Raw genomic sequence first — 26646 nt, forward strand, 5'->3', positions numbered from 1 at the left:
CCGTTTCGGAGGCTTTTTTTATTGTTCTTTTCTGGTATAATTAAACTGCATTTGTCCCTGTTTGAGTACAAAGGTGTTGTTATCCTTAAATGTTATTTCAATATTCGCCTGGTTAAATATAAACTGGGTTTCGCTGGTAGGGGTTAGCGGGAAAGCACTTTGCCCTGTAGCCTGAGCTGTTAATCCATTTTCGGTGTATTCAATAGTTATCTCCAGCGGAATGTCAGATGAATCATAAATTCCTTCATAACCCTTTAAAACTTCGGGAGCTACTTCTGCAACGTTAAGGTTAGGTAGTGGGTAAGGTATTTTGTAATAACAGCTTAAAATGCCTATTAAAATCTCGTTTAGGTCGTAGTTGCTGCCGTTTTGTATTACTGATATTGACATCTGTTCTTTTGGGTAGTAACCTAAAACAGAAGTGAACGATTCTATACCGCCGTTATGTCCATAAAAATTACGGCTGTTAAATGGGAAAATAAACATTCCCCTGCCATACCCCATATCTACGGTTTTCATTATTTCAAGCGACTCCTTTTTAATTATTTTTCCGTCAAAAAGTGCCTTTATGAATTTGGTAAGATCGTTTGGTGTAGAAACCAGTGCTCCCGCAGCATAGGCTACAGAACTGTCCCACTCGTCCGATTGTACCCATTTACCGCCTTCAAAAGTATACGAGTAGGCCTCGTTTCTTTTCGGGTTGGTTTTAGAGTAGTAATAGGTGTCGGTTAGTTTTAAAGGTCTTGTAATTCTGTCGTTAACGTTTGCCTTATATGTTTTTTTGGTTACATCCTCAATAATATAGCCCAGTAGTACATAGTTAGAGTTGCTGTATTGGGCTTTTTCACCCGGTTTGAATACAGGGTCAAATCCGGCAATCCTTTTTAGCATGTCCATTTTGGTTTGTGCATTTTTGGTGTACTCCATAAAATCATCTGCATTGGTATAGTTATAAATACCGCTTTTATGACTAAGCAGGTGGTCTATGGTTATGCTGTCGGCATTTTTTACCTCCGGATAAAACTGTGATAGCTTAGTGTCTAGTGTAAGCTTTTTGTCTTCAATTAGCTGAAGTACAATGGCAGCGGTAAACATTTTTGTTATCGACCCTATTTTGTATTTGGTGTGGGTATTGGCCTTAATGTCGTTTTCCACATCAGTATAGCCGTAAGCGTTTTCAAAAACTACATCGTTGCCCTCCCTTATGGAAACCGATCCCATAAAGCGGTCGTTAGTATAAAAGTGATTTAAAAGTTGGTCTATTTTTTCAAACTTGGGTTCGGTTTGGGCAATACCCTGCGCCGAAGCCACTAAGAAAAATAGGAATAAAGCGGTTTTTCTCATAGCTGGTTTTAATTGTTGGTTTAACAATTAGACGGATGAAATGCCTGGATGTTACATTATTAATGTGCCTCAAGCCAGTTTTGACCTTCGCCAATTTCCACATCAAGTGGCACTGCCATTTTAAAGGCATTTTCCATTTCATGCTTAATCATTGGTTTTATTTTCTCCAGCTCACTGTTGTGAACATCAAACACAAGCTCATCGTGTACCTGTAGTAACATTTTGCTCTTCCAGTTCTCGTCTGTTAGTTTTTTATGGATGTTTATCATCGCAATCTTAATAATATCGGCAGCGCTACCCTGTATTGGTGCGTTAACGGCGTTACGTTCGGCGGCACCGCGCACTACTGCATTTTGCGAATTGATATCCTTAAGGTAACGGCGGCGTCCTGATATGGTTTGAACATAACCGTTTTCACGTGCCCACTCTATTTGGTCGTTAATATATTTTTTAAGGGTAGGGTAGGTTTTGTAATAGGTGTCGATAAGCTCTTTTGATTCCGAACGGCTTAGCGACGTTTGATTACTTAACCCGAATGCCGAAACACCATATATAATACCGAAGTTTACCGTTTTGGCATGGCTACGCTGTTCACGCGTTACCTCATTAAGCGGTACATTAAATACTTTTGCTGCTGTAGAAGCGTGAATGTCCTCTCCGTTTTGGAATGATTTTACCATTTCCGGGTCACCGCTAAGGGCTGCGATAATACGAAGTTCTATTTGCGAGTAATCGGCAGAAACAAGCGTGTAGTTTTCATCTCTTGCTATAAACGCTTTACGTATCTGCCTTCCCCTTTCGGTACGTATAGGAATGTTTTGCAGGTTAGGGTTGTTGGAACTCAAACGTCCGGTAGCTGCAACAGTCTGCATATAGTCGGTATGTACACGTCCTGTAGTTTCCTGTACCTGTAACGGCAGTGCATCCACATAAGTGTTTTGCAGTTTAACCAACTGTCGCCAGTCTAAAATATCCTGTACAATAGGGTTATCTTTTGCCAGGTAAGAAAGCACTTCCTCACCGGTAGCATACTGTCCGGTTTTGGTTTTTTTCTGTTTGGCTCCGCCTATTTTCAGTTTATCAAATAAAATGTCGCCCAACTGTTTTGGAGAAGCAAGGTTAAATGTTTCTCCGGCAGTTTCATAAATACGTTGCTCTAAAATTTTGGCATCGTTAGAAAGCTCTGTAGAAAGCTGTTTCAGGTAATCGCAATCAAGCCTAATCCCTTCGTGTTCCATATCGGCCAGTACAGGCATTAACGGAATTTCTATTTCGTCAAACAGCTTGCGTGTTCCGGTAGCTTCCAGTTGTGGTGCAAAAAGCTCTTTTAGCTGTAAGGTAATATCAGCATCTTCAGATGCGTATTCCTTAATAAGTTCCAGTTCCACATCGCGCATTGACTTTTGATTCTTACCTTTTTTACCAATAAGTTCCTCAATAGGCTTTGGCGAATATTGCAAATAGGTTTCTGCCAGTATATCCATACCATGCCTCATGTCGGGGTTAATAAGGTAGTGGGCAATCATGGTGTCAAATATTTTTCCTTTTACGGTAATGCCGTAGTTGGAAAGCACCTGTAGGTCATATTTAAGATTCTGACCAATTTTCTCTATGTTCTCATCCTCAAAAAACGGGATGAATTTATTAATCAGTTCCTGTGCTTCTTCCCTGTTTTCCGGGAATGGTATGTAAAATGCTTTTCCGGTTTCCCATGAGAACGACATACCCACAAGTTCGGCGGTAAGTGTGTTTACCCCTGTGGTTTCGGTATCAAAACAAACACTAGGCTGTTTAAGTATGTCTTTAATTAGCAGTCCGGTTGCCAGATTCCCCTGAACCAACTGATAAAAATGGTTTGTGGTCTCCAGTTTTTTGTAAAAACTCTCGGTTGCGGTATCGGCTGCAGTAGTTTCTTCTCCACCGCCAAAAAGTGAAAACTGTTGATCGCTGCTTTTGGCTACTTTTTTGGTAGGGGCAGTGGTGGTGTTTGAAATTTCACTGTACTCCTCACCATCGGCAAACAGTTTATGGAATTGGTCGGCCATTCTTCTAAACTCAAGGTCATTAAAAATGGCTTCTACTTTTTCGGTATCCGGTTTGGAAAGCTCGTAGTCCTTCTCATCAAAAGTCACATCACAGTCGGTAATAATCGTAGCCAGTACCTTAGATAGCCTTCCCTGATCGGCATTCTGTTCAATCTTCTCCTTCATTTTGCCTTTTAGCTCGTGTGTGTTGGCTAAAAGGTTTTCCATAGAGCCGTACTCTTTAAGTAATTTTTTGGCTGTTTTTTCACCTACACCCGGTAGTCCCGGTATATTGTCTACAGCATCGCCCATCATACCCAGAAAATCGATTACCTGTTCCGGCCTTTCTATCTCAAAACGCTCCAGTACTTCGGGTACTCCCCATATCTCTATACCGTTACCCATACGGGCAGGGCGGTACATAAAAATATTTTCACTAACCAGCTGGGCAAAATCCTTATCGGGTGTTACCATAAAGGTTTGGTAACCCTGTTTTTCTGCCTGTTTTGCAATGGTTCCTATAAGGTCATCTGCTTCACAGCCTTCAAGCTCCACAATAGGAATGTGCATGGCCTTAAGGATTTCATGTATATATGGAACCGCCAGTTTTATAGCCTCAGGAGTTTCATCTCTATTGGCCTTATATTCGGTAAACATTTCGGTGCGTACGGCACTTCCTCCCTTATCAAAAGCAACGGCCAAATGATCTGGTTTTTCGCGCTTTATCACATCCAGCAGGGAGTTCATGAATCCCATAATAGCTGATGTGTCCATCCCTTTGGAGTTTATCCTCGGGTTTTTTATGAAGGCATAATAACCACGGAAAATTAATGCATATGCGTCGAGTAGGAAAAGTCGTTTTTGCTGTGACATGATAAAATCTATTTGCCGTAAAAATAAACAAACTGGTGCAGAATAAGAATAATATATGTGGCTTTTGTGTTACATAACTGCTAGTGTGTCGTTTATTGTTTTATGGCGCATTTTTTGACGCAAGCCATGCGAAACTTTGTTAAATTTGAATATCGGGTGTTTTTTTGAAATACCTTTATTCCCACTTATTTAAAAATAATTAGATGTTACGTTGGATTATACTTTTTGTTTTTGTGGTTTTGGTAGAGCTGTATGCTTTTCAGGCTGTAAAAACATTAACCCGAATAAAATGGGTGCTTATTGCTTATCAGGTAATTTCCCTTTTAATTGTAGTTTACATATTTTACTCGTTTGCCACTCAGTTTGACCGAAGCGTGGGGCAAAACAAACATACCCTGTTTACTATAGGACTCTTGCTGATAACCTATATTCCCAAAATGCTGCTTATGGCATTTATGTTTGGAGAAGATATTATTCGTGTTATTGGCGGATTCCTAAAAGAATTCTCCGGTACCACAAATGAATCGTTTCTTACCAGCAGGCGTAAGTTTGTTAGTCAGGTAGCACTTGGTGTGGCTGCAATACCGTTTCTTTCCCTGTTATATGGTATGACAAAAGGGAAGTACAATTTTAAGGTGCATAAAAAAACGATTTATTATCCCGACCTTCCGGATAGTTTTGACGGGTTTACCATTACCCAGATTTCTGATGTGCATAGTGGTAGTTTTGATAACCACGATGAAATTGAGCATGCTATTGGTATGATTAATGAGCAAAAGTCAGACATTATATTATTTACGGGTGATATTGTAAATACCCATGCCGATGAGATGAATCCGTGGATTGAGACTTTTAAATCAATAGATACACCTAAGTTTGGTAAGTTTTCGGTTTTGGGAAATCACGATTATGGAGAGTATGTTACCTGGCCTTCGCAAAAAGATAAGAATGAAAACTTTGAAGCTATAAAAGACCTGCACAGGCAAATTGATTTCAAACTGTTGCTTAACGAGAATGTAAAGATTCAAAAAGGGGATGATGAAATAGCTCTTATAGGTGTTGAAAACTGGGGAATTGGGTTTAAGCAGGCAGGCGATTTGGCAAAGGCATCGGAAGGGGTGAAGCAAACCGACTTTAAGATACTTATGAGTCATGATCCGTCACATTGGGAACATGAGGTGAAAACACATAGGGATAATTATCATTTAACCCTTAGCGGACATACTCACGGATCGCAGTTTGGTATTGAGATACCGGGGTTTGTAAAGTGGAGCCCTATACAGTACCGCTACAAACAATGGGGCGGACTGTATGAAAACGTGGGGCGCTATATATATGTAAACAGAGGCTTTGGCTTCCATGCTTATCCGGGTAGGGTAGGTATTTGGCCAGAAATAACAGTATTAGAACTAAAAAAAGGCCCAAAAGTAGCGTGATTGCTTAAAAATGCTATATTTGTATATAGATTATTTGGAACTAAAGGTTTTTAAGTAAGTTTAAATCTTTTTTTATGTCAAAATTTGGAGAACTTATAAACTCCCCGGTACCTGTACTAATCGATTTTTACACAGAGTGGAATGAGCCCTCTGTATCAATGCATCCTGTAATTAGGGATGTTGCCGCTGCGCTGGGAGACAGGGCAAAGGTGATAAAAATTGATGTAGATAAAAATCAGGAATTAGCCGATGCTTTAAGAATAAAAGGACTTCCTACGTTAATGATTTACAAGGGAGGACAAATGGTATGGAGACAATCAGGTGAGCTGGATGCTAACACTATTATTGGACTGGTGCAGGAATTTACCAGTACTAGTGCATAGCCTCAAACCTGAACTTTTTCTTCTTTAAGTATTCTATTGCTCTTGGTAGGGCATATTCCAGATTAGGGAATGCTTTTACACTGTCGTGAAAAATAATCACGCTGCCTTCTTTTGTGTTTTCCGTAACGTTTTCAAGACACTTTTCGGGAGTTATGGTTTTGTCAAAATCAGCACTCAATACATCCCACATTATTATTTTGTATCCCTTATCCTTTATTACTTTGGCTTGAGACGGTTTTATTTTGCCGTAAGGTGGCCTAAATAGTTTTGTAGTGTATTCCTCGTGTGTAAAGCCTTTAATTACCTCTTCGCAGGCAAAAGTATTTTCCAGATAGGTTTCCTTTTTGGTTTTCCATCCGTTTAAATGGTTGTAGGTATGGTTGGCAATGGTATGACCATCGTCTGCCACTTTTTTAAAAATCTCAGGATGCTTTTTGATGTTGTTGCCAATACAGAAAAAAGTGGCTTTGATGTCGTATTTTTTCAGTACACCAAGTACCCATTCGGTAATCTCGGGGGTTGGGCCATCATCAAAAGTGAGGTACACTATGTTATTGTTGTTAGGAATATCCCAAACAAAACCATTAAACAACTTTTTAATTAGTTTTCCTGTTTTAACCCAGTATGCTTTCATGCTAAAAAAAATAAGCAGCTTTAAGTAAAGCTGCTTATAAAGTTACTAATATAATTTAGTTATTCTTCGTTTTCTCGTTTAAACCTTTTAAACATTTCGTTGTACTTATTAAAGGTAGGTTTCTCCTTGTTGTAAAGCTCAGTATCACCTTCGTCTTTCATAATCAGTAGCAGACTTCTGTAGCGTTCAATGTCAGTGATGATATCAACAATAATATTGTTTTGCTCTCTTGCATCCAAGCTGTTATAGAAAGTGAGCTTCTCCTGATACTTTTTGATAAGCTGAGTAAGCAGGTCACGTGCTTTTTCTTTTTCGCCAAGCTGATAGTATCCTGTTGCAAAAGGTTCCAGTAGGGTGTAGTAACCAAAGTAATCTACCGGCATTTTTGTCATAGCCAGGTTAACAATGTCTTTGGCCTTATCCTTTTTGCCTTCCTCTATCAGTTTTTCCATTAGGCGTGCCAGATTGGTGCGGTATGTAATACTGTTTTTACGTGTTTCAGGATCATGATAAATATCGGGACTTTCACTGTTGCCCCAATCCCATTTCATAACAATATCATACATCTTATCAGTATCAATATGTCCCATGTCAAGGAGGCTACCTTCTTTAGGAACCGGAGTTTTTACAGGGATAAGTTTAAATACCATACCGTCTAACTGAAGGTAGTCTTTCATCCAGATATAATCGTCATCACCAAAGCTTCCTCCGGTAAAGTAAATAGGACGCTCCCAGTTATTGTTATTAACAATATCAAGCATTAACAGGCGGTTTTTATATATAGCATCTCCTTTAATGTCAATATCGATGTAAGGAACAATAGAATCGTAAAGGTCAGGTTCTACTATCTTGTGTTTTATAACCGATTCACGGTCTACTTTAAGCCTGATTTTATTAGTAGGGAAGTAGTTAATACTATGCCCGTTTTTAAGCTCAACCATTGTTCTTGGGTCATCAGAAGCGATAAATGATATGAAGTCATTTATGTCCCAACGATTTTCGGTTTGCTTATCAAAGAACATATAATCTCTGGTTCCCTGTACATACTGATCGTGTGTAAAGGAAATAGGTAACGGCTCAGACGTGTAAGCTTTCGCTTTCATCTGGTCTATATACCAGTCGGTCATGAATAGGCTGGTATTTACAATCCTGATGTCTGTTCGTATACCTTCAATCTCCTGAGCATACCAAAGCGGGAAGGTGTCGTTATCCCCAATGGTGAACAGAATGGCATTTTCGTCGCACGACTCAAGATAAGCCTTTGCCATTGCAAGTGCAGTATAGCGGCCAGAACGGTCATGGTCATCCCAGTTTTGAGAAGCCAGTAATACTGGTCCTGCCAATAATGTTGCAGCTAGCACAACCGGAGCTGCGATTTTTGGTGCCAGATACTTTTGTATGGCTTCATAAATGGCATATACGCCAATACCTATCCACATAGCAAATACATAGAATGATCCAACAAGTGCATAATCCCTTTCCCTCGGTTCAAACGGTCTTTCGTTTAGGTACACCTTAAGGGCAAGGCCTGTAAACAGGAATAGTATGAGTAGTACGTAGAAGCTCTTAGGGTCTCTTGATGCATGGTAGCATAGTCCTATAAAACCTAATAGTAATGGTAAGAAGTAGTAAAAGTTTCTAGCCTTGTTGTTGAGCTGGTCTTCTGTTAAGTGACTTTGCGGGCCAACATGGTTTTCGTCAATAAATTTAATACCGCTCATCCAGTTACCGTCATAATTGTCATAACGTCCCTGTATATCATTTTGCCTGCCGGCAAAATTCCACATAAAGTACCTGAAATACATGTAGCCAAATTGGTACTGGAACATGAATTTCATGTTGTCACTAAATGAAGGTTTTTCTATTATAAGGTAACTGCTATAGTTTCTAAGGAATTTGTCGTAATCGTCAAGGTCAAGTTCTCCTTTTTGATAAGAAGTCTTAAACTGGTTGATTATATTTTGAAGTTCATCACGTACCTGCGCCATCGCTTTCCCTATTTCCTCGTCACTCATCTGGTCTAAAGGAAGGCCGTATTGTACAAGGTCTCTTGAGAAATCATAGTTAGGGTCTATTCTAAAGTCAAGAGGTTTGGTGAAGTTCATATAGTTTACCGGATGACCGTTGTCTGTACTCCACATTCTAGGCATGAAACCTTTGTGGTTGTCATCGGTGTTTTGTTTGGCATTTTTGTAATTGTTTACAATAATATATTTTCCGGTTTTGTAATCCCTTTGGTAGTTTGGTTTTTCATCCTCATACGGTTTGTCAGCATCAAGTCCGGCATAAATATCAGAATACATAGGGCCATAAAACAGTTTTTGTTCTCCATACTGCTCACGATTATAGTAAGCAAGTACCTCGGCAGCATCCGATGGTCTGTTTTCGTTAATAACCACATTAGCATTAGCACGTATAGGGAGCATCATCCAAGTTGAGAAACCTATAAATATAAATAGTACACAAAGTATAAGTGTGTTGGCCAATGCATGTCCTTTTTTACGGGTATAGCTAAGCCCGAAATAAAAGAAGGCTATTAGTAATATAGCTACAAATATGGTTCCCGAGTTAAACGGAAGCCCCATTTTGTTTACCATAAATATTTCAGTCTTACCAAATAATGCAAGTGTGTATGGTAGTAGTAGTTTGAATATGAAAAGTAGTATGGCAACAATAACAATATTTGCTATTATAAAGTTTTTAACGGTAACTTTTTCGTAGTTTTTAAAGAAGTATATAAATCCGATGGCAGGAATTGTAAGCAGTGCCATAAAGTGAACACCAAAAGTTAACCCCACTACCAGCGATATGATAAGCAGCCACTTGTTACCTCGTGGAGTATTCATATCCTGTTCCCAGCGTAGTCCCAACCATAGTAATAATGCTATAAATAACGATGCCATAGCATATACCTCGGCTTCAACCGCATTGAACCAAAAGCTGTCAGTAAAGGTAAAGGCAAGTGCACCAACGGCAGAACTTCCTATCACCATAAAGGCATTGTTGTTGTTGAATTCGGAAAATTTCTCAACCAAAGCTCTTAGTATCATGGTTAACGACCAAAACATAAAAAGTATGGTGAATGCACTGGAGGCAACCGATACCATGTTAACCATAAGGGCTTCCTTATCAGGGCCTGATGCAAACATAGCAAAGAAAGCACCTACCATTTGGAATAAAGGGGCTCCCGGCGGGTGACCTACCTCAAGCTTTGCAGCAGTGGTTATGTACTCGCCACAATCCCAAAAACTCATGGTTGGCTCTACGGTTAGTGAATAAACAATAAATGCAATGGCAAAAACAAACCATCCGGTGATGGTATTCCATTTTTTAAAGTTGAATGTTATCATGCGGTTTTGAAAATTCCGGATTTATATATGCAAAGAAACTATTTTTTATTTAAAGGTAATTAAGCAAACTTATTTTTAATGATTAATATAAAGTAAAAAGGCGGGAATTATTGTAATTCCCGCCCTGTAAAATATTTCTGTCAGCTATTGTCTTCCATAAACCGTTCCATCATTTTGTAATATCGGTCAAATTCGGGGAGTTGTTTGTTGTAAAATTCATCGTCACCCTGCTTTTTGATCATTTGAAGTAACCTGTAATAGCCTCCTATGTCCCCTGGTGAGTTAACCGAATTAAAAAAGGCTATACTTTCCTGATATTTTTTTATCAATAGAGATGTAAGTTCACGTGCTTTTTCGGTTTCACCTACCTTGTAATACCCTTCTGCAAAAGGTTCAGACATGAAGTAGTACCCATAATCTTTTGCTGGGAGTTTTGTAACTGCAAGGTCGAGTATGGTTTTAGCTTTCTCTGTATTCCCTTCCTGAATTAGAGTGTCGCTTAATCGTGCAAGATTTTTACGGTAAGTAATGCTGTTACGTCGAGTTTCGGGGTCAAGGTATATTTTTTTATTGCTGCTGCCCCAATCCCACCGCATAACGGTGTCATACATTTTTTGGGAATCAATATGGCCAATGTCGATAGGACTATCCTGTGGCACTTCTGTTTTTACCGGAATCAGTTTGTAGGTCATACCGTCTAACTGAAGGTAATCTTTAAGCCAAAGATAATCTTCGGCTTTTGGGCTGCCGCCTGTAAAATAGATAGGGCGTTCCCAATTGTTATTGCGAATAATGTCCAGCATTACAAGCTGATGTTTAAAAATAGCTTCTTTGGGTAAGTCTATTTCTATGTATGGCACAATAGAATTATATAACTCCGGCGATACAACCTTGTTTTTAATAACGGCTTCTTTGTCTACCGATATACGTATTTTGTTGCTTGGGTAATAATTAGCCCAATGTCCGTTTGTGAGCTCTACCTTTGCTCGTTCATCATCCGTTAAAACAAAATCCATAAAATCGTCTATATCTAAACGCTCTTCTGTTCGTGGTACATATAATATAAAGTCGCGTGTACCGTCTACATATTGACTGTGCTCCATAGAAATTGGCGCGCCTTCGGCTTCATAAGTTTTTTGTTTCAATTGGTCAATATACCAATCGGCAGGTAAGTAAGTAGAACAAGCAACTTTAATATCAGTCCTGAAGTTTTCTATTTCCTGGGCATACCATAGCGGGAAAGTATCGTTGTCTCCTATGGTAAATAGTATAGCATTCGGGTCACATGAGTCAAGGTAGGTTTTTGCCATAACAAGTGCGGTATCCCTGCCCGATCTGTCATGGTCGTCCCAGTTTTCAAAAGCCATAAGTGTAGGAGCAGCCAGTAATGTTGCTGCTAAAATAACAGGGACGGCTACTTTTTGGTTTATTCGTTTTTGTATGCTGTTGTATAGTGCGTATACTCCCATGGCTATCCAAATGGCAAAAACATAAAAAGCGCCAACCATTACATAATCTCTTTCACGTACTTCAAATGGTTTTTCATTAAGGAAAACCTTTATGGCAAAACTCATAAATACAAATAGAACTAATAAAGTGTAAAAACTTTTAGGGTCTTTTCGGGCATGGAAAATGAAGCCTAGAAGTCCTAGTATAAAAGGTATAAAAAAGTATATGTTGCGCCCTTTATTGTTTAGCATATCTGTAGTAAGGTGACTTTGTGATCCCAGTCTCGCTTCATCAATAGCTTTAAAGCCGCTTATCCAGTTTCCGTTAAGGTAATCACCTTCTCCCTGTACATCGTTTTGTTTTCCGGCAAAATTCCACATCAGGTAACGCCAAAACATATAACCGAACTGATATTCTGCCATAAATTGTATGTTCTGTATTAATGACGGTTTTTCTACAATAAGATAACTTTTATAGGTTTTAAGAAACCTGTCATAGCCTTCATAATCTATATCCCCTTTGTTGTAGGCTGATTTAAATTCATTTATCACATCGGTAAGTTGTGATTTTATTTGGCTCATAGCAGCATAGGCTTCATCCTGGCTAACATTGTTTATATCTATGCCGTACTTGTCAAGATCCTGAGAGAAATCGTATTGCGGATTTATCCTAAACTTGGGTGGGGCTGTGTAAGCCATATAATTGGCGGCGTGCTTATCACTAATCATACGTGGTAATATGCCGTTGTGGTCTTTGTGGGTATTGTGTACTGCGTTTTTATAGTTATTTACTACTACATATTTGCCGGTTTTATAATCGCGCTCATAATTTGGTTTTCCGTCTGAAAACGGATTGTCGGGATCAAGTCCTGCATAAGCTTCGGTATAAAGCGGACCGTAAAATACTTTTTGTTCGCCATAGTTTTCACGGTTGTAATACGCCAGCAGTTCGGCAGCGTCGGTAGGGGGTACTTCGTTAATTACAACCCCGGCGTTAGAGCGTACCGGTAAAACCAGCCAGGTTGAAAAGCCGGCAAACATAAATAGGGTGCAAAGTATCACTGTGTTGTATAAAGGCAATCCTTTTTGTTTTGTGTATCGCAATCCGTAATAAAAAAGTCCTATCACTAATAGTGCCATTATTATAGTGCCCGAATTAAAAGGTAGTCCTAAAGTGTTTACGGCAAATATCTCGGTTTTACCAAACAGCGCCATGGTGTAGGGCATTAAAAACTTAAATACAAAAAGTAACACGCCTACTATAGCGATGTTAGCTATTATAAAGTTTTTAGTGGTTACTGTTTTATAGTTTTTAAAGTAATAAATAAGACCAGTTGACGGTATGGTTAATAACGCTAAAAAATGTACTCCAAAAGATAATCCTATTAGGAGGGAAATAAGCAGGAGCCATCGGTTTCCGTTAGGTAAATGCATTTCTTCACCCCAGCGTAATCCGGCCCACATTAATAATGATATAAATAAGGATGCCATGGCGTATACTTCGGCTTCGGTAGCATTAAACCAAAAACTGTCTGAAAAAGTAAGGCACAGGCAGCCTATAAGTGAGCTCCCCAGTATCATTATGGCGTTGCTTTTTGTGAGTTCTCCAAACTTAACAACAATATTTTTTAATAATAAGGAAACCGACCAATACATAAATAGTATTGCAAATGATGCTGATAATACCGATACCATATTTACCATTAAGGCTATTTTTTCTTTAGAGGAGGCAAAAAGTGCAAATACTGATCCTATCAACTGGTAAAACGGTGCGCCGGGCGGATGACCTACCTGTAGCTTGGCAGCAGTGGATATATATTCACCCGAATCCCAAAAACTAACAGTGGGTTCTACGGTAAGGGAATAGGTAATTAGTGCAACAGCAAAAGAAGTCCATCCTAAAATAATGTTCCATCTTTTAAAGTAATGTTTGTGCATAATGGGTCTTTTAATTGGTTATCAGTTTGTTTGCATTATGGGTGATATATAGAGTAGTAACGCAGAAAAATTTTTTTTCATATTTTTTGAAATAAAAATTTGCAAAAATGAATTTATGTGCTACATTTGCACCCGCAATCACGCACCAATACAATGGTCTATGGTGTAATGGTAACACTACTGATTTTGGTTCAGTCATTCTAGGTTCGAGTCCTAGTAGACCAACAAAAGCCTCTCAGGAAACTGTGAGGCTTTTTTATTGCGTTATTTTTAGGTTAACAATATAAAAAAAGCTGCCCAAGGGCAGCTTTATATTTTTTCTTTCTGGGTTATATTTTGAAAGTTACAACCGGTCTTACGGCATGGTTAACCAGGTCTTCGCTAATACTTCCGTTAAAGAAGTGTGCAAGCCCTTTTCTGCCGTGAGTGCACATTCCAATAAGGTCTGCGTTTACACTGTTTGCAAAATGAAGGATACCTTTCTCCACATTAATGTCATTGTAAATGTGTGTAGAATAACCTCCGGTTAGGTTTGCGCTTGCAGCAAAATCATGAATAAGTTTCTCTGCAGCATGTGTAGACTTGAAGTCGTTTGGTGTGTTTACAAAAACAAGGTGTAGGTTTGCATTAAACAGGTTTGCAAAGCTTACTACGTCCTTGAATGGTTTTTTGATTTCATCTGAGAAGTCAGAGGCGAAAACAAAGTTTTGCGGAGTGAACTCGCCTTCCTCTTTCTTGATTACAAGAACAGGGATGTCTGAAGTACGAACCACTTTTTCAGTGTTGGAGCCAATAAACATTTCCCTAAAGCCACTAGCTCCGTGAGATCCCATAACTACTAAGTCGATATTGTGTTTCTTGCTGTGAGCAATAATACCTTCAAAGGCTTTGTCAAACTGTATTGCTTCAACAACATTTAATCCTTCAAGGTATGGTTCATTAAGTAGTTCCTGGAAACGTTCGCGGGTTTTTTCCATAAAGAACATAACCTCGGGTACTCCTGCGCTTCGTCCTACGGCGTTGCTTTCTCCTATACCGTCATCACTAATGTGGTTTGGCAGTTCCAGCATGTGTAGCAGGTATATTTCGCCATTGTTTTTGCGGGCAATCTGAGCTGCTACTTTAAGGGCATATTCAGCATGATCTGAGAAATCGGTAGGTACTAAAATTCTTTTCATATGTGTAAATTATTAACAAAAATTTGGTTGGAAAAATAATACAATAAAAGTAGTGAATAAATTTTACATTATGTAATGATTTTCAATATATAAAAAAATTAGTATATTTGCACAGTTATTTATTAAAAAACTAAATAATGAGGGGACAGGAGTCCCCTCTTTTTATACTTAATATGACATTTAGAGAGAAAGTTACAGAACTGGTGAATGCAGCGCTGGAAGAGCGTCCTTCCTTGTTTCTTATAGATCTTTCCATAAGTGACTCCAATAAAATTAATGTTACGCTGGATGGCGATAACGGGATAAACCTTCAGGACTGTATTGATATAAGCAGGGCTGTAGAGCATAACCTGGACAGGGAAGAGCAGGATTTTTCCCTTGAGGTGGCTTCGGCAGGAGCTACAAGCCCTTTAAAAAACATCAGGCAGTACAAAAAAAATATTGGAAGAACACTTAAGGTAAAGACGGAAAGTGGTGAGACAGAGGCTAACCTTACAGAAGCTAATGAAGAGTTTATAGTGCTGGAGTGGAAAGCAAGGGAGCCTAAAAAGGTAGGTAAAGGGAAAGAAACCGTACAAAAAAGAGCGGAAATCCCTTATGCAGAAATTAAAGAAGCAGTTGTTGTTATAAAATTTTAAAAAATAAAGAGAGTTGGCATGGAAAATCTTGCATTAATTGATTCGTTTTCAGAGTTTAAGGACGATAAGCTAATAGATCGCGTTACGCTGATGGCGATTCTGGAAGATGTATTTAGAAATGCATTAAAGAAGAAATATGGTTCTGATGATAATTTTGATATCATTATAAACCCTGACAAAGGGGATATGGAGATCTGGAGGAACCGTGTGGTTGTAGCCGATGGTGAGGTGGAAGACCCTAACCAGGAAATTTCTCTTTCTGAAGCCAGAAAAATCGAACCTGACTTTGAGGTGGGTGAAGATGTTTCTGAAGAGGTGAAGCTAATACAGTTAGGCCGTCGTGCCATACTTGCGTTACGCCAAAACCTTATTTCTAAAATTCACGAACACGATAATACAAACCTTTACAAGCAGTTTAAAGAGCTTATAGGTGATATTTATACTGCAGAAGTACATCATGTTCGACCAAAAGCTGTAATTTTGGTGGATGATGAAGGTAATGAAATTGTTTTGCCAAAAGAAAAACAAATTCCTTCAGACTTTTTCAGAAAAGGAGATAATGTTCGCGGTATCATTGAAAATGTTGAACTTAAGGGTAATAAGCCGCAAATTATCATGTCAAGAACTTCTGAGAAGTTTCTTGAGAAACTTTTCGAGCAGGAAATACCAGAGGTGTTCGACGGACTTATCACTATCAAAAAAGTAGTGAGAATACCGGGCGAGAAGGCAAAAGTTGCTGTTGATTCGTATGATGACAGAATAGACCCTGTAGGTGCCTGTGTGGGTATGAAAGGTTCAAGGATTCACGGGATTGTGCGTGAACTAGGAAATGAAAATATTGATGTAATAAACTATACGTCTAATACTCAGCTTTATATTACAAGAGCATTGAGTCCTGCAAAAGTTTCTTCTATCAAGATTGATGAAGAGGCTAAAAGGGCAGAGGTGTTCTTAAAGCTGGAAGAAGTGTCTAAGGCTATTGGCCGTGGAGGACATAACATTAAGCTTGCCGGGTTGCTTACAGGATATGAGCTTGATGTAATACGTGAAGGAAATCTAGAGGAGGATGAGGATGTTGAATTAACAGAATTCTCAGACGAAATCGAAGATTGGATTATCCAGGAATTCGCTAAAATAGGTTTAGATACAGCCAGAAGCGTACTTAATCAGGATGTGGCAGACCTAGTAAGAAGAACAGACCTGGAAGAAGAAACAATTCTTGAAGTTGTAAGAATACTTAAAGAGGAGTTTGAAGATTAATAAAACTAATTGTATAAATACAAAATACAACCGGGAAAGATAATATTAAAAAGATTTTATGTCTGAAGAAAGAGTAATAAGATTAAATAAAGTTTTAAGAGAATTAAACATTTCGCTGGACAGGGCTGTTGAGTTTCTTAAGGATAAGGGGCATAATATTGATGCTACCCCTAATGCTAAAATATCCAACGAGGAATATAAAGCTCTTATCAACCAGTTTTCTGCCGATAAAGGTAAGAAAGAGGCTTCTCTTGAAGTGAGTGAAGAGAAAAGGAAGGAGAAGGAGGCTCTAAGGCTGGAGAGGGAGCGTGAGTTAGAAGAGAAACGTAAGCAGCAGGAAGAGGAAGAAAAGCAAAGGCAGGAAGTGATTCGTGCAAGGGCAAGTATATCCGGTCCGGTAGCAGTGGGTAAAATAGATCTTAATTCTGATAAAAAGGCTCAGCAGCAATCTTCAGACACTGTGGAAGAACCTGTGCAGGAAACTGCTCCTAAAGAGGATGCTCCAAAAGCTAAAGAGGAGCCTGTGAAACAACCGGAACCTGTGAAAGCAAAAGAAGAGGTTAAGAAACCTGAGGAAGCACCTGCGCCAAAGCAGGAAACTCCAAAAGCAAAACAGCAGCACCCTGCAAAACAGCAGGAGCACCCTGCTAAACATAAAAAACAGGATAAGCCGCAACATGCTCATACTCCTAAACAGGAAGCTCCAAAACAGCAGATGCCAAAGCAGGAAGTTTCTAAAGAAGGTGAAGGAACAACGCCAGGAGAGGATGTTATTAAAACACAATACCAAAAGCTTAGCGGTACTACCTTTACGGGTAAAACCATAGATCTTTCCCAATTCGAAAAAGCTAAGAAGAAAAAAGAAGAGCCTAAAAAAGATAATAAAGGCGGAAATAACAACCAGGGCGGAAATAACAATAATAAGAATAAGAGAAAAAGAATTTCTGCTAAACCTCAGGGTGGTAACAATAACCAGGGAGGTAACCAGCAAGGCGGAAATAACCAAGGCGGTAACAGACAAGGTGGGGGTAATAGATTTGGTAACAATAAGGGTAATAACAAACGCCAGGCTATTGTTAACAAAGTAGAGCCTACTGACGAAGAAGTTAAAAACCAAATTAGGGAAACGCTTGAAAAACTTCAGGGTAAAGGTAGCAAGTCTAAGGCTGCCAAATACAGAAGAGATAAGCGTGAAACACACCGTCAGCGTACTGATGACGAGCAAAAACAGCTTGAAGAAGGAAGCAAAGTGCTTAAGGTAACAGAGTTTGTTACTGTAGGAGAGATTGCAAGTATGATGGATGTGCCTATTACCAAGGTTATCTCTGTATGTATGTCATTAGGTATCATGGTAAGTATGAACCAGCGTCTTGATGCGGAAACACTTACTATTGTTGCTGATGAGTTTGGTTATGAAGTTAAAATTACAACAGCCGATATTGAAGAATCAATAGAGGTTGTGGAAGATAAAGAAGAAGATTTACAGTTCAGAGCGCCTATCGTTACAGTAATGGGTCACGTTGACCACGGTAAAACGTCGTTACTTGACTACGTCCGTAAGGAAAATGTAATCGCTGGTGAGTCGGGAGGTATTACGCAGCACATTGGTGCATATGGTGTAACTCTTGAAAGCGGACAAAAAATCGCATTCCTTGATACACCGGGTCACGAGGCGTTTACCGCGATGCGTGCACGTGGTGCTCAGGTAACAGATATCGCTATTATCGTAATTGCTGCGGACGACGATATCATGCCACAAACAAAAGAGGCAATTAACCACGCTCAGGCAGCTGGTGTACCAATTATATTTGCAATAAACAAAGTTGATAAGCCAACGGCTAACCCGGATAAAATTAAAGAACGCTTAGCAGGTATGAACCTGTTAGTGGAAGACTGGGGGGGTAAAATTCAGTCGCACGATATATCTGCAAAAACAGGTCTAGGTGTGAAAGAATTACTTGAAAAAGTATTACTTGAGGCAGAGATCCTTGATCTTAAAGCTAACCCTGATAAGCCTGCAGTTGGTACTGTAGTTGAGGCTTTCCTTGATAAAGGTAGGGGTTATGTGGCTACTGTACTTGTACAGGGTGGTACTTTAAAAGTTGGTGATTATGTACTTGCAGGTAAACACCACGGTAAGGTTAAAGCAATGCACGATGAACGTGGAAACAGCCTTCAGGAAGCAGGTCCGTCAACACCGGTATCGTTACTGGGGCTTGATGGTGCGCCAACAGCGGGTGACAAGTTCAACGTGTTTGAAGATGAGAAAGAAGCTAAGCAAATTGCTGCAAAACGTACTCAGTTACTACGTGAGCAGGCGGTACGTACTCAGCGTCACATTACTCTTGCTGAGATTGGACGTAGGATTGCTTTAGGTCAGTTCAAAGAGCTTAACATTATCCTTAAAGGTGACGTGGATGGTTCGGTTGAGGCATTATCTGACTCGTTCTCTAAACTGTCTACAGAGGAAATTCAAATCAATATCATACATAAAGGTGTAGGTGCTATTACAGAATCTGACGTATTGTTAGCTTCGGCTTCAGATGCGATTATTATCGGATTTAACGTAAGACCGATGGGTAGTGCTAAACAACTTGCAGAGAAAGAGGAAATCGATATCAGAAACTACTCTATCATCTATGATGCTATTGATGATGTTAAAGATGCAATGGAAGGTATGCTTTCTCCGGAGCTTAAAGAAGAAGTTACCGGTACAGCAGAAATCCGTGAAACATTCAAAATCTCTAAAGTGGGTACTATTGCCGGGTGTATGGTTACAGATGGTAAGATATTCAGGAGTTCTAGAATTCGTCTTATCAGGGATGGTGTGGTTATCTATACCGGTGAACTTGCTACCCTTAAACGATTTAAAGATGACGTTAAAGAGGTATCTAAAGGTTACGACTGTGGTATGCAGGTTAAAAACTATAACGATATCCAGATTGGTGATGTTATTGAAGCATTCCAGGAGGTTGAAGTTAAAAAGACACTTAAATAATAAGAGTTTATACATGACAAAAAGTCCGGCCATTGGCCGGGCTTTTTTTTGTTTAATACTACTGTTTGATATAGTGCAAAAAAAAGCCCTGACATCGTCAGGGCTTTTTGCTTATTTGTGAGTTGTTATTTGCTAGGTTTTATCAACAGGGCGTAAGGGTATTTGTCTTTTATCTTTATAAGCTGTCTTTCGGCTTCTATACGGGATTTAAAACTGCCTACCCATACTTTGTATGTTGGGCTTTCAAATATAATTGTGCCATCAAGGTCTTCATACTCTTTTTTGAATTCAGCTAGTGTTTTTCTGGCATTACTGTTCTCTCCGTAGTAAATCTGAATCTTGTATCGGTCGTTAATATCAATGTTTGAATTCAGTTTTCTTTTTTCATTTAGTAATTGCTCAAATTTTGGGTCTTGAGAGATAGTATTTTCCTGTTGTTGGGCAGTGCTTTCTAAAGAATAAAAAGTAAGAAAAACTGCAGCTATTTTTAGGGCATTTATTTTTAAAATTCTCATAATGAATAGGGTTTGGATGCAAAATTACGATTTATTACAAAATCTCTTTACAATATATTTATTTAGAATTGTTATAAATTATGCTTTAAGATTTATTTAAGGTTTGAGAATAATACATAAGTCGTATTTTTGTGGGAGTTTTTAAAAAAGTATATAGATTCATTCAAATATACCCTTAAAAACTATACCAATTTTAGTCGATAATCATTTTTTAATATGAAAAAAGTGGGTAACCATACTTCGTTTTCGAGAATTTTATTTTTCTGTTTAGCTTTATCGCTCTCATTCTCACTTGCTTCTTTTGCACAAGATGCTGCTCCGGCGGCTGATGCAGGTCAGGAAGCAACGGCTTCGGCAGGTGCCGGAGATCCGAAAAAAGGTAAAGAACTGTTTAATTCATTATGTGCTGCATGTCATAAGCTAGATGCTAAAATGACAGGTCCTGCCCTAAGGGGTGTTGCTGATAAGCATGACCGTGAGTGGCTTTACAAATGGATTCATAATAGTAGTGAGCTAATCAAATCAGGTGATGCTACGGCTGTAAAGCTGTTTGCTGAAAATAATAATCAGGTAATGACTCCGTTTCCTCAGCTTTCTACTGGGGATATAGATGATATTCTTGCGTATACATCTGAGCCTAAAGCTGAACCTCAGGTTTCTAAAGTTTCTCCTGTAGGAGGAGAGAGTGCTGGTGGAGGGGCTTCTAATAATCTGATTCTTGGTGCGCTTGTTCTGGTTCTTTTAGTTCTTATTGTTATGCTTGTTCTTGTGAACAGTACATTAAGAAAAGTTGCTGCTGCAAACGGTGTTGATGTTTCTAAAAAAGGGAATACGATATCTTTCTGGCAGGCATATGCAAGAAACCAGTTCCTTGTATTGGTTACTACGATACTTTTACTGTTATCAGGAGCTTATTTCCTTTACGGTTACTTAATGCAAATTGGTGTTGATCAGGGTTACGAACCAATTCAGCCAATACATTTCTCTCATAAAGTTCACGCGGGTGAAAACGGTATCGATTGTAAATACTGTCACTCTTCTGCAAGGGTAAGTAAAACTTCAGGTATACCGTCTCTTAATGTTTGTATGAACTGTCATAAAAACATCTCTGAGTTTACAGGTAGTAAAGATTCTACTTACGTTGAATATTCTAAAGAATTCTATACTGCAGAGATCCAAAAGCTATACGACGCTGTAGGTTGGGATAAAACTGCACAACAATATACAGGTAAAACTAAGCCGGTTAAATGGGTTAGAATTCATAATCTTCCTGACTTTGTTTACTTCAACCACTCTCAGCACGTTTCTGTAGCTGGTGTTGAATGTCAAAAATGTCACGGTCCTGTTGAGACGTTTGAGATTATGAAGCAAAATGCTCCGTTAACAATGGGTTGGTGTATTAACTGTCACCGTGAGACAAATGTGAAAGTAGAAGGTAACGACTACTACAAAAAAATCCACGACGAACTTGCTAAGAAATATGGTGTGCAGAAGCTTACAGCTGCCAACATGGGAGGTACAGAGTGTGGAAAATGTCACTATTAATCAATTTTTAAGAAGCTAATATCTATATACAACATGGCATCAAACAAAAAATACTGGCAAAGTGTTGAAGAACTGAACGAAAACAGTTCTATTGTTGAGACGCTAAGAAACAATGAGTTTGTTGAGGAGATTCCTACTGATGAATTTCTTGGTAATGAAGAGGCTATGTCTTCTTCTTCAACAAGCCGTCGTGACTTTTTGAAATATGTCGGGTTCAGTACTGCTGCAGCTTCTCTTGCAGCGTGTGAAGGACCAGTAATTAAGTCGATTCCTTATGTGGTTCAACCAGAGGAAATCATTCCGGGTGTTGCAGATTACTATGCAACTACAATAGCGGATGGTTTTGATTTTGCAAATATATTAATCAAAACCCGTGAGGGTAGGCCAATTAAGGTTGAGAATAACAGAATGCCTGGTTCGGGCATTAGTGCTAATGCCAGGGTTTATGCCTCTGTTCTTTCTCTTTATGACAGCATGCGTTTAAAGCAACCTATGGTTGCTGGTAAGCCGGCTTCATGGGAAGAGGTTGATACAAGGGTTAAGGCTGGTTTAGCAGAAGCTGCTGCAAGCGGTGGTCAGGTAGTTTTATTAACTAATACTATGGCTAGCCCTTCTACAGATAAGCTTATTGCTGAGTTTGGTGCTAAGTATGCGAACTTTAAGCATGTTGTTTATGATTCAGTTTCTTCATCTGAAGCTTTGGATGCTTACCAAGCTGTTTATGGTGAGAGAGCTTTAGCTAATTATGATCTTTCAAATGCTGATGTTATTGTTGCTGTTGGAGCAGATTTCCTAGGTGACTGGCAAGGTGGAGGGTATGATGCTGGTTATGCCGGTAAGCGTATCCCGAAACAGGGTAAAATGTCTAAGCATATCCAGATGGAGGCAAATCTTACTCTGTCAGGTTCTAATGCAGATAAGCGCATACCTTTAACTGTTACTCAACAAAAACACGCATTAGTTCATTTATATAATGAAGTTACAGGTTCTTCTGTAAGTGTTCCTGCTGTAGGTGAGAAATATGCTGCAGAGGTTAAGAAGGCTGCTAAACAGTTAAAAGCTGCCGGATCTAGAGGTGTTGTTATGACAGGTTTAGATGATGTTAATGCTCAGCTTCTTGTAATTGCAATTAACCAAGCGCTTCAAAGTGAGGCATTCAAGCCGGAAGAGGCTCGTTACACCCGTAAAGGTGATGCTAAACAGGTGCAGGCGCTTATCAATGATATTAATGCAGGAAATGTTAGCGCGCTTATTATGAGTGGTGTTAACCCTGTTTATACTTTACCAAACGGAGCTGAATTTAAAAAGGCTTTAGGTAAAGTGAAACTTTCTGTTGCATTCTCTATGAAAGAGGATGAAACTGCAGCTCATACTACTGTAGCTGCTGCTGCCCCTCACTATCTTGAGTCTTGGGGTGATGTAGTTATCACAAAAGGTACTTACAGTATTACTCAGCCAACTATCCGTCCTTTGTTTGATACAAAACAACTTCAGGATGCTTTATTAAGCTGGAGTGGTAACTCACAATCTTACTACGAATATTTAAAAGCTTCTTCTTCTGAGTTCTTTAGCGGAAAATCATGGAACCAATTAGTTCATGATGGTATTTCGGTATCAGAAAACGTTCCTGCTCTTACTGCAGGTACTGCTGACTTTGGTGGTGCTGCAAGTGCATTAGCAGATGCTAAAGCTGCAGGAGATTTTGAACTTGTACTTTATACTAAAACAGGTATGGGTGACGGTCAACAGGCTAATAACCCATGGTTACAGGAGTTCCCTGATCCAATCACAAGAGCATCTTGGGATAACTATGTAACGGTTTCTAAAGCTGATGCTGAAAAGCTTGAGCTTAAAAATTACCACGTAGCTAATGGTGGTCTTAACGGTAGCTATGCTACTCTTGAGGTAAACGGAGTAAAACTTGAAAATGTTCCTGTAATGATCCAACCGGGTCAGGCAGTAGGTACATTAGGTCTTTCTTTAGGTTACGGTCGTACAGCGGCAATGAAGCAGGAAATGCAGGTAGGTATCAATGCTTACCCTGTATACAAAAACTTCAACTCGTTCCAAACGGCTAAAATTTCTAAAGGAAACGGTGACCACGAGTTTGCTTGTTTACAGTTGCAAAAAACATTAATGGGTAGAGGAGATATCGTTAAAGAAACTACCCTTGAGATATTCAATACTAAAGATGCTTCGGAATGGAATGAAATTCCTCAGGTTTCTTTAGATCATAGTGAAGTAGCGTCTACTTCGGTAGACTTATGGGAGTCTTTCGACAGAACGGTAGGTCACCACTTTAACTTATCAATAGATCTTAATGCATGTACAGGTTGTGGAGCTTGTGTTATAGCTTGTCACTCTGAAAACAACGTTCCGGTTGTAGGTAAATCTGAAGTTAGAAGAAGCCGTGATATGCACTGGTTACGTATCGATAGATACTACTCTTCTGAAGATACCTTTGCAGAGGATGTTGAGCTTAAAGAAAACACTTCAGGTTTAATGGACTCTATCAGTACATTCAATGCTATGGAGGATCCGGCAGAAAACCCACAGGTTGCATTCCAGCCGGTATTCTGTCAGCACTGTAACCACGCACCATGTGAAACTGTATGTCCTGTAGCGGCTACATCACACGGTCGTCAGGGTCAAAACCACATGGCTTACAACCGTTGTGTGGGTACTCGTTACTGTGCTAACAACTGTCCTTACAAAGTGCGTCGTTTCAACTGGTTCCTATATAACAAGAACAGTGAGTTTGATTACCATATGAATGACGATTTAGGACGTATGGTTCTTAATCCGGATGTTAACGTACGTTCTAGAGGTGTAATGGAGAAATGTTCTCTATGTTTACAAATGACTCAGGCAACAATCTTAAAAGCTAAGAGAGAAGGTCGTCCGGTTGCTAAGGATGAGTTCTCAACAGCTTGTACAGAAGCTTGTGGGTCGGGAGCACTTGTATTCGGGGATATCAATAACCCAGAGGACACAGTTACTAAACTTAAAGAAGATGACAGGATGTATCACCTACTGGAGCATGTAGGTACTCAGCCTAACGTATTCTTCCAGGTTAAAGTAAGAAACACCTAAAATCAAATAAGTATTAATAAGAAACAATATAAAGGATTATGTCGTCTCATTACGAAGCACCCATTAGAAAACCTTTAGTTATAGGTGATAAAAATTTTCACGATGTAACAGTAGATGTTGCAGCACCGGTGGAAGGCAGGGCAAATAAGCAATGGTGGATTGTATTCTCGATCGCTTTGGCAGCTTTCCTATGGGGTGTAGGTTGTGTGGCTTACACAGTTGGAACAGGTATCGGTACTTGGGGTTCAAATAAAACAGTTGGCTGGGCCTGGGATATTACTAACTTCGTTTGGTGGGTTGGTATCGGTCACGCCGGAACACTAATTTCAGCAGTATTATTATTATTCCGTCAAAAGTGGAGAATGGCAATTAACCGTTCTGCAGAGGCGATGACCATTTTCTCGGTAATTCAGGCAGCAATGTTCCCTGTATTCCACATGGGTCGCCCTTGGTTAGCTTACTGGGTAATGCCGGTGCCTAACCAGTTCGGTTCACTTTGGGTTAACTTTAACTCACCTCTACTTTGGGACGTATTTGCAATTTCTACTTATCTTTCTGTATCACTTGTTTTCTGGTGGACAGGTTTATTACCTGACTTTGCAATGCTTCGTGACAGAGCTGTAACTCCTTTCACAAAAAGAGTATACTCGATCGTTAGTTTCGGTTGGAGTGGTAGAGCAAAAGACTGGCAGCGTTTTGAAGAGGTTTCTCTTGTACTTGCCGGTTTAGCAACTCCTCTTGTACTTTCTGTACACACTATCGTATCGTTTGACTTTGCTACTTCGGTTATACCGGGATGGCACACTACAATTCTTCCTCCTTACTTCGTTGCCGGTGCAATCTTCTCCGGATTCGCCATGGTAAACACGCTTCTTATCATTATGAGGAAGGTATCAAACCTTGAAGCTTACATTACAATACAGCATATCGAGCTTATGAACATCATTATCATGATTACAGGTTCGATTGTTGGTACAGCTTATATTACTGAGTTATTTATTGCATGGTATTCGGGAGTTGAATACGAGCAATATGCATTCCTTAACAGAGCAACAGGTCCTTACTGGTGGTCATACTTATTAATGATGACTTGTAACGTTGTTTCTCCACAGGTTATGTGGTCTAAAAAGATCAGAACTAGTATCATGGCATCGTTTATTATCTCTATCGTGGTAAACATCGGTATGTGGTTTGAGCGTTTCGTAATTATCGTTACCTCACTTCACAGGGATTACCTGCCATCATCATGGACTATGTTCCAGCCTACATTTGTAGATGCAGGTTTCTTCATTGGTACAATTGGTTTCTTCTTTGTATTATTCTTACTTTATTCAAGAAGCTTCCCTGTAATTGCACAGGCAGAGGTAAAATCTATCATGAAGTCTTCAAGTGAGAAGTACAAGAAATTAAGAGATCAGGAAGGACACAACAATCATTCACATTCAGATAATCATTAAGAATCATGAGTAATAAAGTTATACATGTACTATACAATGATGATGATATCCTGATGGATGCCGTAAAGCAAACACGTGCTGCTCATCATCACATTGAAGAAGTTTATACACCTTTCCCGGTTCACGGGTTAGATAAGGCCATGGGTCTTGCTCCTACAAGATTAGCTATTTGCTCTTTCTTATATGGTTTAGTAGGTTTATCTGTTGCTACATCTATGTTATACTACATTATGATTGTAGACTGGCCACAGGATATTGGTGGTAAACCAAGTTTCAGTTTCATTCAAAACATGCCTGCATTTGTGCCGGTAATGTTTGAGATGACAGTATTCTTTGCAGCTCACTTAATGGTAATTACTTTCTATATGAGAAGTAAATTATGGCCATTTAAAGAAGCAGAGAACCCGGATGTAAGAACTACAGATGACCATTTTTTAATGGAAGTTTCTGTTCACGGTGATGTAGACCAGATGGTTTCATTCTTTGAGAACACAGGAGCTGTGGAAGTAAAAGTAATTGAAAAGCATTAAGA

16 protein-coding genes and 1 tRNA gene are annotated in these 26646 nt (G+C 39.2%); 10 read left to right on the forward strand and 7 right to left on the reverse strand.

Annotation, left to right across the window (positions count from 1 at the left end; genetic code table 11):
- Nucleotides 1-18: 18 nt before the first annotated feature.
- Nucleotides 19-1344 carry a serine hydrolase domain-containing protein gene (locus tag ABS768_RS06495; RefSeq protein WP_408074155.1) on the reverse strand — a complete coding sequence of 442 codons (1326 nt, stop codon included), beginning with the start codon at nucleotides 1342-1344 and terminating at the stop codon, nucleotides 19-21.
- A 59-nt stretch (nucleotides 1345-1403) separates the two neighbouring features.
- Complete coding sequence (polA, locus tag ABS768_RS06500) at nucleotides 1404-4241, reverse strand: DNA polymerase I (RefSeq protein WP_408074156.1); 2838 nt, start codon at nucleotides 4239-4241, stop codon at nucleotides 1404-1406.
- 203 nt (nucleotides 4242-4444) lie between these two features.
- Between polA and ABS768_RS06505 the strand changes: the two genes are divergently transcribed.
- The gene (locus tag ABS768_RS06505) at nucleotides 4445-5677 is read left to right on the forward strand and encodes a metallophosphoesterase (RefSeq protein ID WP_408074157.1); all 1233 of its coding nucleotides are present in this window, start codon (nucleotides 4445-4447) and stop codon (nucleotides 5675-5677) included.
- 74 nt (nucleotides 5678-5751) lie between these two features.
- The gene (locus ABS768_RS06510; RefSeq protein ID WP_035134121.1) at nucleotides 5752-6060 is read left to right on the forward strand and encodes a thioredoxin family protein; all 309 of its coding nucleotides are present in this window, start codon (nucleotides 5752-5754) and stop codon (nucleotides 6058-6060) included.
- Here the strand turns inward: ABS768_RS06510 and ABS768_RS06515 are convergent.
- The 3 genes from ABS768_RS06515 to ABS768_RS06525 form a co-directional block, all read right to left on the reverse strand.
- A complete protein-coding gene (locus tag ABS768_RS06515) occupies nucleotides 6050-6694 on the reverse strand; it encodes a polysaccharide deacetylase family protein (protein ID WP_408074158.1) in 645 nt (214 codons plus the stop codon). The genes ABS768_RS06510 and ABS768_RS06515 overlap by 11 nt on opposite strands.
- A 59-nt stretch (nucleotides 6695-6753) precedes the next feature.
- The gene (locus tag ABS768_RS06520) at nucleotides 6754-10044 is read right to left on the reverse strand and encodes a glycosyltransferase family 117 protein (protein ID WP_408074159.1); all 3291 of its coding nucleotides are present in this window, start codon (nucleotides 10042-10044) and stop codon (nucleotides 6754-6756) included.
- A 140-nt stretch (nucleotides 10045-10184) separates the two neighbouring features.
- Nucleotides 10185-13430 carry a protein O-mannosyl-transferase family gene (locus ABS768_RS06525; protein WP_408074160.1) on the reverse strand — a complete coding sequence of 1082 codons (3246 nt, stop codon included), beginning with the start codon at nucleotides 13428-13430 and terminating at the stop codon, nucleotides 10185-10187.
- Nucleotides 13431-13584: 154 nt separating this feature from the next.
- On the opposite strand from ABS768_RS06525, the gene ABS768_RS06530 reads away from it, so the two are divergent.
- Nucleotides 13585-13655, forward strand: a tRNA-Gln gene (locus tag ABS768_RS06530).
- Between the two features lie 104 nt (nucleotides 13656-13759).
- On the opposite strand, the gene ABS768_RS06535 is transcribed toward ABS768_RS06530, so the two are convergent.
- Nucleotides 13760-14608 carry a universal stress protein gene (locus ABS768_RS06535; RefSeq protein WP_408074161.1) on the reverse strand — a complete coding sequence of 283 codons (849 nt, stop codon included), beginning with the start codon at nucleotides 14606-14608 and terminating at the stop codon, nucleotides 13760-13762.
- A 173-nt stretch (nucleotides 14609-14781) separates the two neighbouring features.
- On the opposite strand from ABS768_RS06535, the gene rimP reads away from it, so the two are divergent.
- The 3 genes from rimP to infB are packed head-to-tail and all read left to right on the forward strand — an operon-like array spanning nucleotide 14782 to nucleotide 19504.
- Entirely contained in the window at nucleotides 14782-15246 is a 465-nt protein-coding gene (gene rimP, locus ABS768_RS06540) for a ribosome assembly cofactor RimP (RefSeq protein ID WP_408074301.1), read from the forward strand.
- 18 nt (nucleotides 15247-15264) lie between these two features.
- Nucleotides 15265-16506, forward strand: coding sequence for a transcription termination factor NusA (nusA, locus tag ABS768_RS06545; RefSeq protein ID WP_035134109.1), 1242 nt, complete (start codon nucleotides 15265-15267; stop codon nucleotides 16504-16506).
- A gap of 58 nt (nucleotides 16507-16564) precedes the next feature.
- Entirely contained in the window at nucleotides 16565-19504 is a 2940-nt protein-coding gene (gene infB / locus ABS768_RS06550; protein ID WP_408074162.1) for a translation initiation factor IF-2, read from the forward strand.
- 125 nt (nucleotides 19505-19629) lie between these two features.
- Here infB and ABS768_RS06555 read toward each other — a convergent pair whose 3' ends face one another.
- The gene (locus ABS768_RS06555; RefSeq protein WP_408074163.1) at nucleotides 19630-20019 is read right to left on the reverse strand and encodes an SPOR domain-containing protein; all 390 of its coding nucleotides are present in this window, start codon (nucleotides 20017-20019) and stop codon (nucleotides 19630-19632) included.
- Between the two features lie 216 nt (nucleotides 20020-20235).
- On the opposite strand from ABS768_RS06555, the gene ABS768_RS06560 reads away from it, so the two are divergent.
- From ABS768_RS06560 to ABS768_RS06575, 4 genes are read left to right on the forward strand one after another with little or no spacing between them, the layout of a single operon-like run.
- On the forward strand, nucleotides 20236-21564 hold the full coding sequence (locus ABS768_RS06560) for a cytochrome c3 family protein (RefSeq protein ID WP_408074164.1): 1329 nt from the start codon (nucleotides 20236-20238) through the stop codon (nucleotides 21562-21564).
- Nucleotides 21565-21597: 33 nt separating this feature from the next.
- The gene (locus ABS768_RS06565) at nucleotides 21598-24657 is read left to right on the forward strand and encodes a TAT-variant-translocated molybdopterin oxidoreductase (protein WP_408074165.1); all 3060 of its coding nucleotides are present in this window, start codon (nucleotides 21598-21600) and stop codon (nucleotides 24655-24657) included.
- Between the two features lie 38 nt (nucleotides 24658-24695).
- Entirely contained in the window at nucleotides 24696-26114 is a 1419-nt protein-coding gene (nrfD, locus tag ABS768_RS06570) for an NrfD/PsrC family molybdoenzyme membrane anchor subunit (protein WP_035134092.1), read from the forward strand.
- Between the two features lie 5 nt (nucleotides 26115-26119).
- Nucleotides 26120-26644 (forward strand): DUF3341 domain-containing protein, encoded by a 525-nt coding sequence (locus ABS768_RS06575; RefSeq protein ID WP_035134090.1) that lies wholly within the window; start codon nucleotides 26120-26122, stop codon nucleotides 26642-26644.
- The last annotated feature ends 2 nt before the right edge of the window (nucleotides 26645-26646 follow it).

Origin of the sequence: Flavobacterium rhizophilum (assembly GCF_046000485.1) — a bacterium.
In the GTDB taxonomy this organism is placed as follows: Bacteria; Bacteroidota; Bacteroidia; order Flavobacteriales; family Flavobacteriaceae; genus Flavobacterium; species Flavobacterium rhizophilum.

Excerpts from the sequence above, each read along its gene's own strand:
- polA (WP_408074156.1), bottom strand. The coding sequence starts at position 4,241 with ATGTCACAGCAAAAACGACTTTTCCTACTCGACGCATATGCATTAATT.
- nrfD (WP_035134092.1), top strand. The coding sequence starts at position 24,696 with ATGTCGTCTCATTACGAAGCACCCATTAGAAAACCTTTAGTTATAGGT.
- ABS768_RS06505 (WP_408074157.1), top strand. The coding sequence starts at position 4,445 with ATGTTACGTTGGATTATACTTTTTGTTTTTGTGGTTTTGGTAGAGCTG.
- ABS768_RS06515 (WP_408074158.1), bottom strand. The coding sequence starts at position 6,694 with ATGAAAGCATACTGGGTTAAAACAGGAAAACTAATTAAAAAGTTGTTT.
- ABS768_RS06560 (WP_408074164.1), top strand. The coding sequence starts at position 20,236 with ATGAAAAAAGTGGGTAACCATACTTCGTTTTCGAGAATTTTATTTTTC.
- ABS768_RS06510 (WP_035134121.1), top strand. The coding sequence starts at position 5,752 with ATGTCAAAATTTGGAGAACTTATAAACTCCCCGGTACCTGTACTAATC.
- rimP (WP_408074301.1), top strand. The coding sequence starts at position 14,782 with ATGACATTTAGAGAGAAAGTTACAGAACTGGTGAATGCAGCGCTGGAA.
- ABS768_RS06565 (WP_408074165.1), top strand. The coding sequence starts at position 21,598 with ATGGCATCAAACAAAAAATACTGGCAAAGTGTTGAAGAACTGAACGAA.
- ABS768_RS06520 (WP_408074159.1), bottom strand. The coding sequence starts at position 10,044 with ATGATAACATTCAACTTTAAAAAATGGAATACCATCACCGGATGGTTT.
- ABS768_RS06555 (WP_408074163.1), bottom strand. The coding sequence starts at position 20,019 with ATGAGAATTTTAAAAATAAATGCCCTAAAAATAGCTGCAGTTTTTCTT.
- ABS768_RS06525 (WP_408074160.1), bottom strand. The coding sequence starts at position 13,430 with ATGCACAAACATTACTTTAAAAGATGGAACATTATTTTAGGATGGACT.
- ABS768_RS06575 (WP_035134090.1), top strand. The coding sequence starts at position 26,120 with ATGAGTAATAAAGTTATACATGTACTATACAATGATGATGATATCCTG.
- ABS768_RS06535 (WP_408074161.1), bottom strand. The coding sequence starts at position 14,608 with ATGAAAAGAATTTTAGTACCTACCGATTTCTCAGATCATGCTGAATAT.
- ABS768_RS06495 (WP_408074155.1), bottom strand. The coding sequence starts at position 1,344 with ATGAGAAAAACCGCTTTATTCCTATTTTTCTTAGTGGCTTCGGCGCAG.
- infB (WP_408074162.1), top strand. The coding sequence starts at position 16,565 with ATGTCTGAAGAAAGAGTAATAAGATTAAATAAAGTTTTAAGAGAATTA.
- nusA (WP_035134109.1), top strand. The coding sequence starts at position 15,265 with ATGGAAAATCTTGCATTAATTGATTCGTTTTCAGAGTTTAAGGACGAT.